Below are 19630 nucleotides of genomic sequence, written 5' to 3'. Positions count from 1 at the left end.
AGGACGTCAGAAGACGTCCTTTTTTGGTTTATACATATGTATAAACCCTTGATGAGTAATAAATAAGTACGGGAGCAGTGGTTAATTGCAACCGAAATTGTTATGTTATAGGTAACATTTAAAATAAATTATCTGTAATGAAAAAAAGTAAACGTTCCTCTTTGCAGGATATAGCCGATGCTGTAGGTATGACTAAAATGACGGTAAGTCGTTATTTAAAAAGTCCTACAAAAGTATCTGAGGCTACGCGCAGTAAAATCAGTGCAGCGATTGATTTACTTGGTTATATACCTAATAAAGCCCCCGATTTATTGTCAAATGCGAAAAGCTTTTCTATCGGCGTGCTGGTTCCATCATTGACTAATCAAGTGTTTGCGCAAGTGATCCGAGGAATTGAAGAAATAACTGAACCGGCAGGTTATCAAACCATGCTGGCGCATTATGGTTATAGCCCAGAGATTGAAGAGAAAAGGGTGGAGTATTTATTGTCTTATCATGTCGATGGATTAATTTTATCTGAGACAATTCACACTGAACGAACACGGCAAATGATAAAAATGGCAGGTATTCCAGTTGTTGAAATAATGGATATTAACCATCCACCCATTCAGTATTCAATTGGCTTTGATAATATTAAAGCGGCCTTTGATATGACCAGCGCTCTTATAGATAAAGGCTATAAACATATTGTTTATTTAGGTGCCAGGCTCGATATGCGAACCAAACTGAAACTGCAAGGTTATACCGCTGCGATGACTAAAAGGGGATTGATGCCACAAAGTATCATGACAGATAAACCATCGTCGTATAGTTTAGGCGCCAAGCTTATAGTGCAAACACTCAAGGATTACCCTGATACAGACTGTGTTTTTTGTACCAATGATGACTTGGCGATTGGTGCGATTTTCGAGTGTCAAAAAAATAATATAGCAGTACCAGAGCAAATGGCTATTGTTGGCTTTCATGGTCATGATGTTGGTCAATCTATGGTTCCGCAGCTTGCCAGTGTAATAACGCCACGTCAACGGATTGGCAATCTTGCTGGCGAAACGTTATTGAGCGCTATTGATAACAAACAGGGTGTAACAGATGACGAACGGGTTGTTGATGTGGGTTATAAAATTCATTTAGGTGAAAGTGCTTAGTATAAAAAATGCTCAAGCGAATATAGCTTGAGCATTTAGTCGCTATAGAAACAGCGAGATCAATATTGCGACTATCGCGCCACATGTACCAATAATTGTTTCCATCACGGTCCACGTTTTAAGAGTTTGCATTTCAGTTAGACCAAGATAGCGACTTGCCAGCCAAAACCCCGAGTCATTCACATGAGAAAGCACGATAGAGCCACCACCTATCGCAATCGTAATTGCAGCAAGTTGCGCACCACTGAGCCCAAGAGGCGCTAACATTGGGGTAATTAAGCCACATGCTGTTAGCATAGCAACGGTTGCAGAACCTTGAATTACTCTAACTGCTGCGGATAAAACAAACGCTAAAATAACAATGGGTAAACCTGAACCTGCAAGATAATTACCCAATGCATCACCGACACCAGAATCAATTAATACTTGTTTGAACACGCCACCTGCACCAGTGACAAGAATAATCACGCCAGCGGGTTGCAGCGCACTACCACAGATCGCCATTATTCGGATATTAGGCACACCTCGTCTGGCACCAAGAAGATAAAAAGCCATTAAGCAAGCGGTTAAAATGGCAGTAAAAGGATGACCAATAAATGCAAGCCAATGTGCGATGCTCGAGTCGTTTTGCACAAACCGGCCACCTAAGGTGTTTAAGCTGATCATAAACAAAGGTAGGGCAATTAAACCAAGGGCAAGAGCGAAGCTAGGAATGCCTTTACCTTCTCTTATTTCGCTCTCTGTTTGAGCATGAGCGGGCAGTTCAACATCAATAGATTTTGAGATAAACGCTCCCCAGATAGGGCCGCCAAGTAGCATCGCGGGAATACCTGCAAGTAAGCCAAACAAAATCATATAGCCATAGTCAGCCCCTAATTCAGAAGCCACTAAAATAGGGCCCGGCGCGGGAATTAAAAATGCTTGGCAAGATGCTATTCCTGCTAGTAAACCAATGCCAATTTTAATTACACTGCCGCCGCCTTTTCTGACCACCGCAAAAACAATCCCAATTAAAAGCACCACAGCAACATCAAAAAATAATGGTAAAGCACAAATGAAACCAGTAAAAGTCAGTGCCCAATTGGCATTTTTATCACCAAACCTGTGTAAAAGAGTATGTGCAATGCGATCCAGTGCACCCGTTTCTTCCATAACCTTGCCAAACATAGCACCTAAGGCAACCACTACAGCTACAAAGCCGAGTGTCCCAGCCATGCCTTTTTCAATTGTTTTTGTGATCATTTCAGGGCTCATGCCTGAGCACAATCCTGCGATCATCGAGACTAATATCAAAGATACAACGGCATGAAGCCTTACTTTCATTACGAGAAAAAGTAATAAAAAGATAGAGCCTACTGCAGTTAAAATTAAAGATAAATCTGACATATACTTCCTACTAATACGATCTTAATCATTTTTCGGTTAATTTTGTTTAACTTCACATAACCAATTGTTACGGGTAACATACTACCTGTAACTTAAAATAATAAATACATTGAACAGCAATGAATTTAAAATTAAATAGAGGTTAATCAAGTGAGCCAAACAAAAACTGGGCGTATATTTATTATTATGGGCGTATCAAGCACTGGTAAATCAAGTGTTGGTTCTGCATTAGCAAAAAAAATGAATGTTAAGTTTATTGATGGTGATGACCTGCATCCAAAAGCAAATATATTAAAAATGTCTGCTGGGGAGCCACTTAATGATAATGATAGAACGCCGTGGTTAGAAAGAATTCGTGATGCTGCTTTTAGTATTGAAAAGAAAAATGAAGTCGCAGTGATAGTATGCTCTGCCTTGAAGCAAAAATACCGTCAGCAAATATGTGATGGCAATGTGGGAATTACGTTTTTACACCTTCATGGTGAGTTTGAACTAGTGAAAAAAAGAATGCAGGATAGAACAGGCCACTTTATGCCAGTTGAATTGTTAAAAAGCCAATTTGATACGCTTGAAATGCCGGATGAAAACAATGTTATTACTATCGATATAGACCAACCATTTGCAGACGTAGTTGAAAGTTGTTTTAAAGCGACCTTGAAATAAACTGTAAAGTGCTTCTTTCAGAGGATGTGTGAGTAATAAAAGTCGCAGGAAACCAAGTAACCTGCGACTGATACATATTCAATTAGTAACGCTTTTTAGGTGCTTTTAGTTGTGAATCAAATTCATCAGGAAATAAAATTGTGCCGTCGTCTTCTTCGGTTGGAAAAACGGCGATAAGTAAGTCATCTTGTTCAAGACCGGGTGTCCATCGGGTTGTCCAATCTTTCAATGGAATTGCTTTAGCTGTGCAATTTTCCCACTCACCGGTAGCCCATGCCTCGGCATAAATACGTTCAGGCCATACCGGTACACAATCATCATCTTCGTTGGCGAGCATAACACAGCCATCGTCGTCATTTAATATCCACACTTGTTTGAACTCTTGGACGGTCTCAAACATAAAAGCCAATCTTTTTTTGGCTCCTAAATTTAAGATTGTCTCGAATTTTTCAGATGCGGTTGCAGTTGCATTACTCATTAATAGACTCTCTCTAGAATGGCTTAGGTATAGTATATTGACTAATATGACAAAATGTCGATTAGTTAAAAATTAATTACACATTGCGTGGTATAAATCGTCAGCGAGTTGGCTTAGATCTTGTTCGCAGCGGTTAGTCAGTGCATAGGTTCGCAAGCCGTAAAGGCCCATTGCTAAAAAACGAGCTAGATGCTCAGCTGTGCGTGTGTTTGGTATTTCACCTTCTTTTATCGCGCGCTCAAATTGTTCGGCGAGGGCGTTTTCGTAGGCGTTTAAATTTGTCATCAGTACGTGGCTGATCTGTGAATCTTGCCCTTCAACTTCACTAATACTTTTAGTCAGTAAACATACTTTCATCGCATCACCACTGATGCACTCGTTGACTATTGAGTCTAAGTATTGGCGTAGGCTTGGTAAAACGGGTTTATGTTGACAAAAAAGTGCCGTAAATTGCTGATTTCGATCAGCCTGATATTGCTCAATAGCCGCTAAAAAAATACCTTTTTTATTGCCAAACGCAGCATATAAAGATCCCGGATGAAGTGCTGTAACTTGCGTTAATTTTTGCATACTCGTTTTAGCATAACCGTGTTGCATAAAAGCCAGCATCGCTTGGCGAAGTACAAATTCACGGTCAAATTCGGCTATTCTCATAGGGCGCTCTGTTGCATTCTATTTGACTTATAAGGTGTATGTGGGGTTAGTTTACTTAATCTTGAACAAATATTCAAAAATAGACTTGAATGTTTTATTGTTCGCCCTTATCTTGAATGTACACTCAAGATAAGGATTGATAAGAATGACCACTGATCTACTGCAACCGTTTAAGCTTAATGACACGATTGAATTACAAAACCGTATACTTATGGCACCGCTAACGCGTTGTATGGCTGACGATAACTTAGTGCCAACCCAAGCGATGGTTGATTACTACGCACGCCGTGCTGAAGCCGGTTTAATAATTAGTGAAGCCACGATTATTCGCCCTGATGCGCAAGGTTACCCGAATACGCCAGGTTTATTTACCAGCGCACAAATTCAAGGCTGGAAAAAAGTAACCGATGCTGTGCATGAGCAGGGCGGTAAAATGTTTGCACAACTTTGGCATGTTGGTCGGGTTGCACATCCACACTTTTTTGATGGCGACGTTTTAGCCCCATCTGCGATTGGTGTTGAAGGCTCTGTACCACGTATGCGTGAGCTTACTTATATTACCCCAAAAGCAGCAACCACTGCCGATATTAAGTCATTAATTGCAGATTATGCAAAGGCTGCAGAGAATGCGCTTGAAGCTGGGTTTGATGGCGTTGAGATCCATGGTGCGAATGGTTACTTAATCGATCAGTTTTTACATTATGCAGCCAATGAGCGTGATGATGAATACGGGCAAACTCCAGAGAATATGTCGCGTTTTGCACTTGAAGTTGTTGATGCGGTAATTAACGTCATCGGCGCAGATAAAACTGGGCTACGTTTATCTCCTGGCGCTTACTTTAATATGAGCGAAGATAGCCGCGATAAAGCGGTATTTGATTACCTCTTAAACGAGTTGAATAGCCGAGCACTCGCTTACTTACATGGCGGTATTTTTGACGATAGCATGCGCTTTGCAAGCCTTGCAGATAAAACGACGTCAGAATATTTACGTGCGGCTTATTCAGGTACTTTAGTGGGTGTTGGTAGCTATGATTTTGACACGGCTAAAGCTGCTATTAACGCCAATAAGTTTGATTTAATTGCTATTGGTCGCCCGTTTATTGCAAACCCAGATTACATCAGTAAAATCAAAAATGCTGAAGAAGTGGTTCCGTATAGTGATGAAATGTTGGCTGAACTAATTTAAACGTAATTTATTTTAGTCACTAAACCACCTACGCCCGTAGGTGGTTGCATTAACGCCATGCATGTTGATTGCAAACTCGTTTTAGGTATTTATTTGCGATTAGCAATATTGCCTTTTAATCGTTACTAATACTGTGAAAAATACTCTTTCGTATTGATTTAACTCCCTCTCTATTTCCTACAAATATTACCGCGATAGACTGTTATTTAAATTATAATATCTTTATATGTTAATTGGTTAAGCTGCATTGTTGCCATAAATAATCAATATATTTGTCACTGTTACGTCAATTTTTTCGAGCTTTTTTGTCATATATTCCCTCCATACTTTGCCCGTATACAAAACAATAATTGCAAATGGGACAACAATGCGTACTTTTACTAAAAGATCGACTTTAAGCTTAGCAATCGCTTTAGCGTTTTCAACTAATAGCTTTGCAAATACCAACGAAATAGAAGAAGTCACGGTCGTGGCAAAACCAACGAGCTATGCAAATAGTGTGATTGAGCAATCAATGATTGAACAGCAGAGTTCGGTATCAAGTGTATTATCGGTGATGGATAACCTACCGGGAATTAGTATTAACGAAGGTGATGCATTTGGTGGTGATGATTGGTCTACCACTATTACGATGCGCGGCTTTAGTATCGATGGTAACCAGCAGCAGTTAGGTATGACGGTTGATGGTATTCCAAACGGCGGCTCTAATTATGGCGGTGGTGCAAAAGCTAATCGCTATCTAGACAGCGAAAACTTAGCCACGGTTGAAGTGGGCCAAGGTACCTCAGATATCGCCTCAGCATCACTTGAAGCACTCGGTGGTACGTTTAATTTTGTTAGTAAAGATCCTAGCCTTGAGCGAGGAACTACATTTGCTTACACCAATGGTGACCATGATGCGACCCGTTATTATTTTAAGCATGAAACTGGCACTCTCTTTGATAACACGCAAGCTTATGTGAGTTATTCACAAACCAATACTAGCCGCTGGATAGGTGATGGCAGTAATGGCGGTAAAGATAATCAACATGCTGAGGCTAAATTTGTATCTAATTTTAATGCGCTGACTGTAACAGGGCGTTTATCGTATGATGATGTAAGTGAGACCAACTATAACAGTGTGAGCTTGCAGCAATTTGCGCAAACACCAGATTGGGATCAACTAACTTGGAATTGGACTGGCGTGCCACACTTTGACCAAATGTTTGCAGAAGGTTGGGGTACATTGCGTGAAAATGCGTTAGGTTACGTAAAGTTTGAATACGCAATCTCACCTTCGTCATTATTAACAATCAGCCCTTATTACCATAAAAACTCAGGGCGTGGTGATTGGATCCCACCTTATTTAACATCACCTGTCGATAAAGACGGTAATCCAACAACCGAAGGCGGCACAAATGCTGGCTCATATGGTTTTGCAGATAGCCAAGGTAAGCCATTAACGCCTAATGCAAATTGTACGGATACACTCAGTTGGCCATGGGATTCAGGCACAGGGTTGAATCCGGCGTGTTACCCAGATTCCGCAATACCGGTAATGTCATATCGCCATACACACTATGACAAGGACCGTTTAGGTTTAACCGCCGATTATAAATTAACCTTAGGGATGCACGATATTGAAGCAGGTATTTGGCTTGAGCAAACTGATCGTGACGAATCTCGTGATTGGCATAAAGTTATTGACGCTCGCGTGTATCATCACTTTGATAGCACCCCATACTGGACGCAATATAAAAATACTTTTGAAACAGATACCTTTAAGTGGTACGTACAAGATTCTATCAGCCTAGGCGATTTTACAGTTAATCTTGGCGCTAAACAGTATTTAGTTGAATTACAAAAATACGATCATTTTGCAGATCTACGCTCTGATAAAATAAACAGTGATTCAGATGTGTTATTTAGTGCAGGTGCTTTGTACCAGCTAACTAGCAGTACTGAGTTATTTGCCAGTTTTAGTGAAAATTTCTCAGCAATTAAAGATGGAGTGCTGGAGCGTGATAGTTCTACACTCACAGAAATTGAACCAGAAACAGCTGAAAATATCGACTTTGGTGTACGTTATAAAGCAGACCGCTTGAGCCTAACTGCGACCGCTTATTCTATTGCCTTTGATAACCGTATTACTTTTATCGCACCTGGCAGTGATACCGGCGGGATTGATTATACGATAGGTACAAATGGCTCTTACATCAATGTAGGTGGTATTGACTCGCAAGGTATTGAACTATCAGCAAGTTATATGCTTACAAATGAATGGAATATTTATACTTCATACACTAATAACAGCTCTGAATACGCATCGCACGATCCAAGTGCCTACGATGCCGATGGTGTTATCCTCAAAGATGAAGACGGAAAAGCGCTACCGCCAAGCTTTAAAAAAGGCGATGACGTTATCGATTCACCAAGCGATATGTTTGTGCTTTCGACCGATTATTACAGTGGCGACTTCCGCTTTGGTATATCCGCTAAATATACCGGTGAACGCTTAGGTGCATTTTTAGATGAGCAAACTCGTACACGTAATAAAGTTGATGGTTATACCGTGCTTGATATCAATGCCGGTTATGCTGCAGACGTCAATGCCGGCCCATTTAAATCAATCGATATTGCTTTTGCTGTCACTAACGTAACAGATAAACAGTATTTAGCGGGTGGGACAGGTAATGGCAGCACTTATTTTATTGGTGCACCACGAACTGCAGCACTTACATTTACTGCTAATTTTTAAGCCCTAATTATAAAAATAATAACCAAAACCCATCCTTGTTGATGGGTTTTTATTGATAGGAATACTATGAAAGCAATAGCTAAACTGGCCGTAATAGGCTGTACATTAATGGTAAGTCATATTGTCAAAGCCAGTGATAATGTCGTGCTTGTGACGCTTGATGGAGTGCGTTGGCAAGAGGTATTTAACGGCGCCGATCAAAAATTGTTAGCAAATCCCGATTTTGTTAAACAGCCTGAGCAATTGAAACAACAGTTTTGGCGCGATGACAAACACGCCCGACAAGCTCAGTTAATGCCATTTATTAGCAATACGATTGCTCAACACGGTGTGTTAATTGGCGATAGAGAGAATGGTTCAACAATGTCGGTGAGTAACCCGTGGTATTTTTCATACCCAGGCTACAGTGAGATCTTAACTGGCAGTGTTGATGAGGCAATTAACAGTAATGATAAAACGCCAAATCCAAATAAAACTATTTTAGAGCGATTAGAGCAACGCGCTGACTATAAAAATAAAACCGCCTTATTTGGTAGTTGGGATGTATTTCCGTTTATTGTTAATACCAAACGCAGCGACGTATATGTAAATGCGGGTTTTATGCCAATTGAGGCAGACTTATTTGCCGATGCGCCACTATTAAATGCTTTACAACAGGAGATCCCAAGTCCTTGGCATAATGTGCGTTTAGACAGTTTTACATATCGTTTTGCCAAAGCTTATATGCTGGCAAAAAAGCCTAAGTTATTAGTGATCAGCTTAGGTGAAACCGATGATTTTGCCCATGATGGTCATTACGATCACTATTTGCAGTCGGCTAAACAAAGTGACGCTTTTATCAAAGATTTATGGCAAACCATTCAGACTACACCTGGCTATAAAAATAACACAACGCTTATTATCACCACGGATCATGGCCGTGGCAGTAACGCTAATGATTGGCAGCATCATAGTTCAAAACAAGCAATGGCAAAATCGGAGCAAGGTCGTAAAGCTTTTCCTGAGGGAATTATTGGCTCTGAGCATATTTGGTTAGCTGCAATTGGCCCAGATATTAAACCGCAAGGTTTATTAAAAACAACAACAGAGCTCAAACAAGCACAAGTTGCGGCAACGATTTTAACCGTACTTGGCGAAAACCCTAAGCAGCTTAATCCCGCTATGGCGGATGCAATTAATGAGATTTTAAAATGAAGCATTTAATTAAAGCGGCCGCATTGGTAAGCATTGTTGCGAGTTTTTCAGTATTAAGTACACCGCAAAAACTAACGCCACAAAAAATACTGTTTGGCTCATGTGGGCATCAAGATAAAGATATTCCGATTTTTGACGCGATCAATAAAGAGCAGGCAGATTTGTTTATCTTTTTGGGTGATAACATCTACGGCGACACCAACGATATGCGCGTACTTGCCGATAAATATCAGCGCTTAGGCGCTAAGCCCGGCTTTAAAACGTTAAAAGCACAGACTCCCCTTATTGCCATGTGGGATGATCATGATTTTGGCCAAAATGATGCAGGTAAAGAGTACCCACATAAAGAACAGTCTCGGGAAATTATGCTCGACTTTTGGCAAGAGCCACCGGGTTCAGTGCGTCGCACACGTGCCGATGGGATTTATACCTCGTATATGTATGGTGAAGGTGAGCACACGATACAAGTGATCATGCCTGATCTGCGTTGGAACCGCGATGCACTTAACCACGTTAGTGAAACACAATACAAGACTGAGCGTAAAGCGAATAATCAAGGGCCTTATAGCCCAAGTGAAGTAAAAGGCGCATCGATGTTAGGTGAGGCGCAGTGGCAATGGCTTGAACAAGAGCTTAAAAAGCCTGCTGCAATTAAACTGATTGCTTCGAGCTTACAGTTACTGCCTGACTTTACCGGCTGGGAGTCATGGGCTAATTTTCCGGAGGATAGAAACCGTTTATTTGCGTTAATTAAAAAACACAAAGTAAACGGCGTGGTAATTATCAGTGGTGACACACATTGGGGTGAGATATCAAGGTATGAACAAAACCTTGATTATCCACTGATTGAAATGACCAGCTCAGGCCTTACTGAAAAATGGAAAAACGTTAGTCCTAATAAACACCGCGTGGGGAAGTTCACACATGACGTTAATTACGGTGATTTAAGCATTGATTGGCAACAAACAGATCCAGCTATTTCACTCCAGCTAAAAGGCATTGATGGCGATGTGATCATGCAAAGCCAATTTAGCTTATCAAGTATTAGCCCATATAAATAATGACTCCCTCAGAAAATAAAACGCACAGTAGCTATACTGTGCGTATAAAAAGTGAGTTAATTATTGTGCTAACTCGCTGATTTATTAATGCCAATTAGCGACAATGGCTACCCCTATAATTGAAAATATCTTACACTGTTTTTATCTCAAGCAAGAACAGTGTCGCTATGCTCAATATTATTCAATCTAACCGTATGGAAGCCCTGCAAGCGCAGTTTCATCAGCTTTTAAAAGTAAACCCATTAAGCAGCCCGTTTGATAAAGAAGTGGTGTTGGTGCAATCTCCGGGTATGTCGCAGTGGCTGAAAATTGGTTTAAGTGAAAGTTTGGGGGTGGCAGCACAGGTAGATTTTCCACTGCCGTCGAGTTTCATTTGGCAGTTATACCAGCAGCTATTACCGAATGTACCCAAAGAGTCGGCGTTTAATAAACCTAATCTTGCTTGGAAGTTATTTGCTATTTTACCAAACTGCATTGATGAACCGTTATATTTACCCCTTAAAACCTACCTAGCAGGTGATACTGACGGTCAAAAAACCTTTGCTTTATGTGAAAAAATAGCCGATGTATATGACCAATATTTAATGTACCGTCCGCACTGGATAGCCACATGGGACAGCGGCACTGATAAATTAGATGATGTAGATATTAGTATCGCGCCGTGGCAGCCTGATCTGTGGCGAAAAATAGTAGCGCATAGTCAAGTGCTTGGGCAAAGTCAGTTTCATCGCGCCAATATGCAAGGGCAGTTATTAGCCGCGCTTGATAAAATGGACAGTAGCTTATTACCAAAGCGGATCAGTTTATTTGGTATTTCAGCCATTGCCAGTTCGCAACTTGATGTGTTTGATGCATTAAGTAAAAAAACTGAGGTGTTTTTATTCTTTTTTAATCCCAGCGAACATTATTGGGGGGATTTAATTGATGAAAAAACTGCAGCTAAAATAACGGCTAAATACGCCAAAATGCCATTGCTGGAAGCGCAGCAAAAAAAGCAAAGTGAGCCAGAGCAAGACTACTATTTTATTGGTAATCCGTTGTTATCATCGTGGGGTAAATTAGGCCGTGATTACTTTGAACAACTGGTACAGCGTGACGCAAGCTGGATTGATGGCTTTATTGATGTGTTTGACGACAGTTTACTTGGTCAAATTCAAAGCGAAATTTACCAGTTAGCGTTTAAAGGTGAATCCCTTACTGACAATAAAGAATGGTTTATAAACGATGAAGGTAAGCTTGCAATAAGCGCTACCGATACCAGCATTGCTCTAAGTGATTGCCATACTCCACTTAGAGAAGTTGAGCGTTTGCACGATTACTTACTTAATTTATTTAATCAAAACCCCGCACTCACCCCAAAAGATATTATAGTAATGATGCCGGATGTTGGCACTTATAGCCCTTACATCGAAGCGGTATTTGGTGGTGCGCAGGGTAACCGTTTTATTCCCTATGCGTTAGCCGATCTAGCCATTGAGCAAGAAAAACCGGTACTGAGTTCGTTTGCAAGCTTAGCTGATCTGCCGTTTTCGCGCTTTGGTGTGTCAGATATCCTTGATTTACTGCAAGTGACGCAAATAGCTGAAAAGTTTAGTGTTGAAGCGCACGAATATGAGCAAATTCAATATTGGCTTGAGCGTGTTGGCGTCAAGTGGGGAATAAACGCCGAGCATAAGCATAGCTTTGATTTACCCGCGATAGAATTAAATACCTGGCAACATGGCTTAAACCGCTTATTGTTAGGTATTGCCCAACGTGATGAACAATGCCCGTTTAATGGCATATATAGCGCTGATGAAGTGGAAGGGATGGCACTTGATACACTCAATAAATTAGTGCATTTTATTGATGTATTGCAACACTTTAAACACAGGCTCACCCCAGACGACACGCTAACTAATAAAACCCTTATCCTGAGTGAACTATTAACGGCTATTTACGAGAGCGAAAGCGACGATAGCTGGGATTTACTGGTACTGCAAAAGGTGCTCGAAGAGCTGCAAAAGCACCATGATAATGGCGATTACACGCAAGTAGTGTCACAGCGTATTGTGAGTTATTTAATTAAACAAGGCATTCAAGAAAAAGGTGTAGGGCAACGCTTTTTAGTCGGCCAAGTGAACTTTTGTACGCTAATGCCAATGCGTGCTGTGCCATTTAAAGTGGTGTGTATGTTAGGGCTTAACGATGCCGATTACCCACGAACTGTGCAGCCGATTGGTTTTGATTTAGTGCCTTATTCGAAAAAGCAAAAAGGTGACCGATCGCGCAAATTAGATGACCGTTACTTATTTTTAGAAGCGCTGCTCAGTGCCCGTGATAACTTATACATGAGCTATATTGGCCGTTCATGTTTTGATAATCAACCGCGTATGCCATCAACCTTAGTGAGTGAATTACTAGAATACATTGGCCGCAGTTTCAAATTTGCTGAGCCAAGTGAGCAAACCTTGCCTGAGTGTTTGATCAATAAACAGCATTTACAGCCTTTTAATAGCCTAAATTATCAGGCAGATACCACTAATACGCTGCAATCCAATCACAGTTATAATCCAATTTGGTTACCCGCTCAGGCGATAATCCCAGAGCCACTGACGGCGCTTGAGGTCAGCGCACCTGAACATCTTGAGCTGGATATGTTTATCCGCAGCGTATGCAATGCACAAGAGAGTTTTTATCAGCAAAGTTTAGGGTTGCGTTTAGCACAATTTAACGAAGTAGCTAAAGATGAAGAGCCATTTAGTTTAGACGCACTGCAGCGTTATTTTTATCTCGACGAAATACTCGAAGCGGCTATTTTTGAGCAGCCCCTTAGTCGTGAGCAAATACTGCAACGAGGCGAGTTACCGCAGGCGCATGTTGGAGATTTGATCTTTGAGAAAATGCAGCACCGGGTTGATGCACTGGCAGGGCAAGTTAAAGAGCACATCAAGGGCGGCAAAAATGAACCGATTGAAGTTGCGCTAACACTTCACAGTGATAACAACAGTACTGAGCTTGAAGGCTGGTTAAATCATCTTTATCAGCACAAACAAGTGTTTTATCGTAGTGCCAGTATCAAGGCAAAAGATCTCATCAAGGGCTTTATATATCACCTTGTTGCGCAGTGCGTGGATCAACATGTAGAAACTGTATTACTTGGGCTTGATAAACAAATCACTTTTGCAGCTTTGGATAAAGCAGATGCCCAAGCACTGTTGCAAGATTGGTTTACTTTATATAACGCGCTACTTAAAGAACCCGTAGCGTTTTTTCCTGTGAGTGGCTATGAATACGTAAAAAGTGGTGGCGATATTGGCAAAGCAATGAGCAAATTTAGCCCACAATATATTGGCCGAGGCGAGGGCGAGAACCCCTATATTCGCTTAACAACGCAATCGTTGAATGAGTGCCAAGAGGAATTTATACGCTGGAGCGATATGCTACTTGCGCCGTTATTTGCACATGCAAAGGAGAGTGACCATGCAAGCGCTTAATCCACTTACGATGCCGCTTATTGGGCAAAGTCTCATTGAAGCCAGTGCAGGCACCGGTAAAACTTATACTATTACAGGTTTATATTTACGTTATTTACTCGGCATGCAAATCGCGCAACAACACTCATCGCCCGTAAATACTCCGTTGAGTGTTGAACAAATATTGGTCGTTACGTTTACCGATGCCGCCACCCAAGAAATTAAAGACCGTGTGCGCACTCGTATTATAGCAGCACGTGATGCACTGCTTGGCCAAGCAACAGAGGATGAGCTGATCAATGCTGTGATCGCCACAATCGATGATAAACACCGTGCATTTGATTTGCTCGATGCCGCCGCTAAATCGATGGATGAAGCAGCAATATTCACCATTCATGGTTTTTGCCAACGAATGTTAAAACAGCATGCGTTTGAGTCTGGTGTGGCGTTTAATTTGGAGTTTATTTTAGATCAACGGGAGATCTTGCTTGAAACCATTAAAGATTTTTGGCGAGTGTTTGTATATCCACTCAATAAAGAAAAAACCGATGCAATTTTAGAGGTATTTGCTGCCCCTGAAGCGTTATTTAGTAAAGTGGCCAACATACTTAATAAAGGCAATGCGCTGGTTACTCCGCAAATAAAACTAGATGATGTGTGGCAAGCACGCGAGCTATATCTTGGTAAAGTCGCGAGCTTTAAAAAAGCCTGCCTTGATAGCGAATTTATTGCAGCTGTAAAAAGCTCTGGCTTAAGTGGTGCCAAAACACCTGCACGTAAAGGTAGCCTTGCAGCGCTTGAGGCATTTTGTAAAGGTGATGAGCTATTTTTTGAGTTTGGTACAAACAAGTACTCTTATGAAATATGGAGTACTGAAAACCTCAGTGACGAAGCTAATTATAAAAAAAATCAGCCTTTGTTTAGTCATGTAATGCTTAGCCAGTTTGATGAAATGGCTAAGCTTGTTAACACTGTTAATCAAGGCTTGGCAATCGCTATTGTGCAACATGCGGCAAGTTGGGTTAAACAAGCCATTGTAAAACGCAAGCAAGAGCAAAGCGTTATAACTCCTGATGATTTATTAACTAATTTGCACAGTGCACTCAATACAGAGCAAGGCGCAGCACTGGCAGAAAAAATAGCGCAGTTGTTCCCGGTAGCGATGATTGATGAGTTTCAAGATACTGATCCCATTCAGTACGGTATTTTTAGTAAAATTTATAGCCAAGAAAACACCACGCTTGCCATGATAGGCGACCCTAAACAAGCTATTTACGGTTTTAGGGGCGCGGATATTTTTACGTACATTGGTGCTAAACACGAAGTGGCAAAGGAGCAGCAATTTACCCTTGGTACTAACTTTCGTTCCAGTAGCGATGTGGTTGCAAGCGTCAATGCACTGTTTAGTAAACACGATAACAGCTTTATTTATAACGATGCGATCCCGTTTAATCGCGTGGCGGCACAAGGTAAAAAAGCCGATAAATCGTTTTTAATAGATGGCCAACCTGCCACCGCCTTTGAGTTTTGTGTGTTTGCAGATAGCGCCGCAGATGAAAAAAATAAACCAACTAATAAAGGCATTGGCCAGCAACATTTAGCTAGCTATTTTGCCAATAAAATAGTGATCTTACTTGAGCAAGCACAGCAAGGGCGTGCGTGTATTGCGAATAAGCCAGTCACGGCGGCAGATATTTGTATTTTGGTGCGTGATCGGGTTGAAGCGCAAATTATGAAAAAAGCCCTCAGTGATGCCAAAATTGCGAGCGTGTACTTATCCCGTGAGAGTGTATTTAGCCAAGAGCTGAGCCATCATTTACTTAATTTTTTATCGGCTTTACATGGCCAATACAACGAATCATTGTTGCGAGGCGTGTTAGCTGGGCCACTATTTTGCTTAAGTTATAATGACATTTATGCCTTGGCTGATGATGAAGCACAGTGGCAAGAGCATCTTAACTTTTTTGCTTACCTGAGCTCTATTTGGTACAAACAAGGTGCAATGGCAATGCTTGAGCACTTACTCAGTCACAATCAATTAAGCGCGAAATGGCAAGGGTTGGGTTACAACGTTGAACGTTGGCTGACCGATTTTCGTCATTTAGGCGAGATCCTACAGCAAAAACAAATCGAGCTAGAGGGTACTTTACGGTTATTACGTTGGTTTGCGCAGCAAGTAAGTCAACAAGATGGTGAAACCGTGCAAGTACGCCTTGAGAGTGATGCCAATTTGGTAAAAATAGTCACTATGCATGCTTCAAAAGGGCTTGAATACCCGCTGGTATTTATGCCATTTGCCAGCGGTTATCGTGAAACGAAAGATGCGTTGTATCATCAGGATGGCCAGCTGATTTACGATCTCAGTAAAAACGATGATGCGTTACAAAAAGCGGAGCAAGAACGCCTAGCTGAAGATCTACGGTTATTGTATGTTGCACTCACTCGCGCCGTTCATTACTGCGCAATTGGTATGTATAACCTAGGCCAAGGACAAAGTAGTCGGTTGGCAATTCAAAGTAGCTCCTTAGGGCATGTATTATTTGCAGGACTTGATATCACCAGTAGTTTAGTGTGGCGCACGCATTTACAAGAGTTTTGTGCTGACAAACCAGCCATGAGCTATCAACAGTTTACTAGCGAAGAGTTATCTCAGCAGGGTGCATTATCACTGCAATCAAGCCAAACACAAAGTCACAGTGTGAGTGTTAATAAGGTTAAAGTTAAAATTGAACGTGATTGGCGCATCACCAGTTTTAGTGCGCTGAGTTTTAAAAGTCATAGCGAGCATTTAGAACCTGGGCGCAGCGACGAAGATCATCAAAAAGATGAGTTTGCCACGCAACAAGACGATATTCGCTCACCTTATAGCTTTCCCAAGGGGGCAAAACCGGGTAGTTGTTTACACGAGATTTTTGAGCAATTGGATTTCACCAGCCCAGAGCAGCACCCCACAAACCATGAGCAAAACCTAAGCGTGGTAGTTGAGCGCAGCTTAAACAAATACCATATTAGTGAGCAATGGCAAGAGACAACTGAGCAATGGGTGCTTGCCGCGTTAAACTGCCCATTGAATGAAAACGGTTTAAGCTTAAGTAAATTAACGCCACGGGATTGTTTGGTTGAAATGGAGTTTAATCTGCCAATTACCAGTTTAACGGCAAAAGGCTTGAATGAAACATTGATTAAGCACTTTGGTTTTAATCAAAGTAGGCTCGATTTTTATGATGTAAAAGGCTTATTAAAAGGGTTTGTCGATTTAATATTTTGTCATAACGAGCAGTATTTTATTTTGGATTATAAGTCTAACTTTTTAGGCAACCAGCCAACTGATTATGAGCAAGAGCATTTAGAGCAAGCTATGAGTAGCCACCAGTACCATTTACAGTATCTAATTTACACCGTGGCATTGCATCGGTTATTAAAACAACGGATCAACAATTACAGCATTGAGCAGCATTTAGGTGGCGTATATTACACCTTTTTACGTGGTATGGCAGATGGAAAAGGTGTGTACTTTAAAAAGTTGACCGCCGAGCAAGTTATTATTTTAGATGGGCTTTTTAGTCAAGGCAGTGTTGCCCAAAGCATAGATGAGGCAACCGAAAATAGCCAAGGAGCAATGCTATGAGCGTGTTAGATACCAATACAGCCATTGCAACAGCAGCGACGAACGACGTACAAATAGTGCCATTATTTGATTACCTACTTAGCGAAAACCGGCTACGAATGGTTGATATAAAACTGGCAGAATTACTGTGTAGCAGTGAGCAAACTCAACAACCAAACGACGTTTATTCACTGCTTTTATTACTCTGTTTATCGCAGCAAAGTCAGCACAGCTGTTTAGATTTAGCGCAGGTAGATTGGCGTAATCCGTTTAATTTACGCCAAAGTGATTTTACCAAACTAGCGGGCATAATTCCTGACACACTCAGCCCGTTTAACGACACATTTACCACCGCAGAGGCAATTAATTGCTTGCAAAACCATCCTAGTGTCGGGGAGACTAAACCGTTACAGTTACTTGAACAACGACTTTATTTTGCACGTCTAAGCGGTTATGAGCAAACACTGGCATCAAGATTGTTGTTAATGAGTGAGCGTAAGCTCGATATTGATAGCGATAAGTTAACTCAGTTACTTTGTGACTATTTCCCCGAACAAGATGCACCAGAGCAAGGGCTCGATTGGCAAAAGGTTGCCTGTGCGATGGCAGCAACCAAAGGCTTTAGCGTTATTACCGGTGGCCCAGGAACAGGTAAAACCACGACCGTGACTAAGCTACTAGCAATTTTACAATCGCTTTATCAAAATGCCCCACTGAGTATTAAGTTGGTGGCACCGACAGGCAAAGCCGCTGCGCGATTAAGTGAATCAATCCTTGGGGCAAAACAACAGTTAAAAGATAAAATAAGCGCTGCTATTACGCCGCTGATCCCAGAAAGCGCGCAAACGATTCACCGGTTACTGGGGGTAAAACCGTTTACTAATAAGTTTAGGCATAACCGCAGTAATCCATTGCATTTAGATGTATTGATCATTGATGAAGCGTCGATGGTTGATTTATCGCTGATGGCTAAACTAATTGAGGCCTTACCAGAGCATGCGCGACTTATATTACTCGGTGACAAAGACCAGCTTGCCTCGGTTGATACCGGCAGTGTAATGAGCGATTTATGCCAAGGTTTAGTGCTTGGCCAAACACCAAGTTATTCAGAGGCGCGTTGCGCTGAACTAAACAGCTTATGCTTTAATAACCAGCGCAAATTAGTCGCAGGTAATAGTCAATTCAAACTGGCCGACTGTATCGCGTTTTTACAGCACAGTTACCGTTTCACAGCCGACAGCGGCATAGGTCAATTAGCATTAGCGGTTAATACCAATAACAGCGGCAAGCTCAATTATGTAGAGCAAGAGCTGAGCAGCGGCCAATTTAAAGACGTTATTTTAGACTATGACATTGTAAGTAAACCGATTGATAAACTAGTACAAAGCGCCGCCAGTAAATACGCTCAGTATCTTAATTTAATTAAACAACACGCGAGCGTACAAGACATACATAAAGCTTTTGCCAGTTACCAGTTGTTAGCCGCAGTACGCGAAGGCGATTATGGCGTTCATAGTTTAAATAAACGCATTGAAACGCAATTAAGCCAGCAAGGATTGATTAATGTAAACTCAAATCAGCGGCATTATTTGGGCATGCCGATTATGATTGCGCAAAACGATTATCAGCTAAAACTATTTAATGGAGATATTGGGATTTTAATGCACGACGACAGTGCCCAGCTCAAAGCCATATTTATTGACGAGCAGGGCAATCAACGGGCATTTTCACCAGCCAGACTACCAGCCCATGACACAGTTTATGTAATGACTATTCATAAATCACAAGGCTCCGAGTTTGCCTATACGGCTATGGTACTGCCACCACAAAACCAAGCAACTGCCGGCATCAACCGCCAGTTAGTCTACACCGGCATTACCCGTGCTAAAAACACTTTCGAGCTGGTGGCTGATAAAAAAGTGTTGTTAATGGCAATGAATAAATCAGTCAGCAGGGCATCAGGATTGTATGAGAGGTTGGTGGAGTTTTGAAAGGGAAAGCTTTAAGTTTTAAGCTGCTTGCTCTGACCCCGTTAAATTTATCATGTAGGTCAAGCTTTAG

General features: G+C 41.4%; 12 protein-coding genes. 9 read left to right on the top strand and 3 right to left on the bottom strand.

Annotation, left to right across the window (positions count from 1 at the left end):
• Positions 1-137 precede the first annotated feature (137 nt).
• The gene (gntR, locus tag H5158_RS05525) at positions 138-1145 is read left to right on the top strand and encodes a gluconate operon transcriptional repressor GntR (RefSeq protein WP_182739632.1); all 1008 of its coding nucleotides are present in this window, start codon (positions 138-140) and stop codon (positions 1143-1145) included.
• 42 nt (positions 1146-1187) lie between these two features.
• Here gntR and gntU read toward each other — a convergent pair whose 3' ends face one another.
• Entirely contained in the window at positions 1188-2531 is a 1344-nt protein-coding gene (gene gntU / locus H5158_RS05520) for a gluconate transporter (RefSeq protein ID WP_182739631.1), read from the bottom strand.
• A gap of 150 nt (positions 2532-2681) precedes the next feature.
• Here gntU and H5158_RS05515 point away from each other — a divergent pair, with 150 nt between their 5' ends.
• Positions 2682-3194: a gluconokinase gene (locus tag H5158_RS05515; protein WP_310736229.1), complete on the top strand. Its 513-nt coding sequence runs from the start codon at positions 2682-2684 to the stop codon at positions 3192-3194.
• 82 nt (positions 3195-3276) lie between these two features.
• Here H5158_RS05515 and H5158_RS05510 read toward each other — a convergent pair whose 3' ends face one another.
• Both H5158_RS05510 and H5158_RS05505 read right to left on the bottom strand, forming a co-directional pair.
• Entirely contained in the window at positions 3277-3672 is a 396-nt protein-coding gene (locus H5158_RS05510) for a DUF2750 domain-containing protein (RefSeq protein WP_145233101.1), read from the bottom strand.
• A 72-nt stretch (positions 3673-3744) separates the two neighbouring features.
• On the bottom strand, positions 3745-4326 hold the full coding sequence (locus H5158_RS05505; RefSeq protein ID WP_145233102.1) for a TetR/AcrR family transcriptional regulator: 582 nt from the start codon (positions 4324-4326) through the stop codon (positions 3745-3747).
• Positions 4327-4471: 145 nt separating this feature from the next.
• Here H5158_RS05505 and H5158_RS05500 point away from each other — a divergent pair, with 145 nt between their 5' ends.
• The 7 genes from H5158_RS05500 to recD all read left to right on the top strand — a co-directional run bounded on the left by H5158_RS05500 (position 4472) and on the right by recD (position 19560).
• Complete coding sequence (locus H5158_RS05500; protein WP_149982560.1) at positions 4472-5515, top strand: alkene reductase; 1044 nt, start codon at positions 4472-4474, stop codon at positions 5513-5515.
• Positions 5516-5882: 367 nt separating this feature from the next.
• Positions 5883-8252 (top strand): TonB-dependent receptor domain-containing protein, encoded by a 2370-nt coding sequence (locus H5158_RS05495; RefSeq protein ID WP_182717389.1) that lies wholly within the window; start codon positions 5883-5885, stop codon positions 8250-8252.
• Positions 8253-8318: 66 nt separating this feature from the next.
• A complete protein-coding gene (locus H5158_RS05490; protein ID WP_182717390.1) occupies positions 8319-9446 on the top strand; it encodes an alkaline phosphatase family protein in 1128 nt (375 codons plus the stop codon).
• A complete protein-coding gene (locus H5158_RS05485; RefSeq protein WP_182717391.1) occupies positions 9443-10507 on the top strand; it encodes an alkaline phosphatase D family protein in 1065 nt (354 codons plus the stop codon). The genes H5158_RS05490 and H5158_RS05485 overlap by 4 nt, the downstream gene beginning before the upstream one ends.
• Before the next feature lie 167 nt (positions 10508-10674).
• Complete coding sequence (gene recC / locus H5158_RS05480; RefSeq protein ID WP_182717392.1) at positions 10675-13983, top strand: exodeoxyribonuclease V subunit gamma; 3309 nt, start codon at positions 10675-10677, stop codon at positions 13981-13983.
• On the top strand, positions 13970-17590 hold the full coding sequence (gene recB, locus H5158_RS05475; protein ID WP_182739630.1) for an exodeoxyribonuclease V subunit beta: 3621 nt from the start codon (positions 13970-13972) through the stop codon (positions 17588-17590). The genes recC and recB overlap by 14 nt, the downstream gene beginning before the upstream one ends.
• Entirely contained in the window at positions 17587-19560 is a 1974-nt protein-coding gene (gene recD, locus H5158_RS05470; RefSeq protein ID WP_182717394.1) for an exodeoxyribonuclease V subunit alpha, read from the top strand. The genes recB and recD overlap by 4 nt, the downstream gene beginning before the upstream one ends.
• Positions 19561-19630 lie beyond the last annotated feature (70 nt).

The organism is Pseudoalteromonas sp. SR45-6, from assembly GCF_014163545.1.
Classification (GTDB): domain Bacteria; phylum Pseudomonadota; class Gammaproteobacteria; order Enterobacterales; family Alteromonadaceae; genus Pseudoalteromonas; species Pseudoalteromonas rhizosphaerae.
The sequence above is the reverse complement of the archived record's forward strand: the minus strand, read 5'-3'. Positions and strand labels throughout refer to the sequence as shown.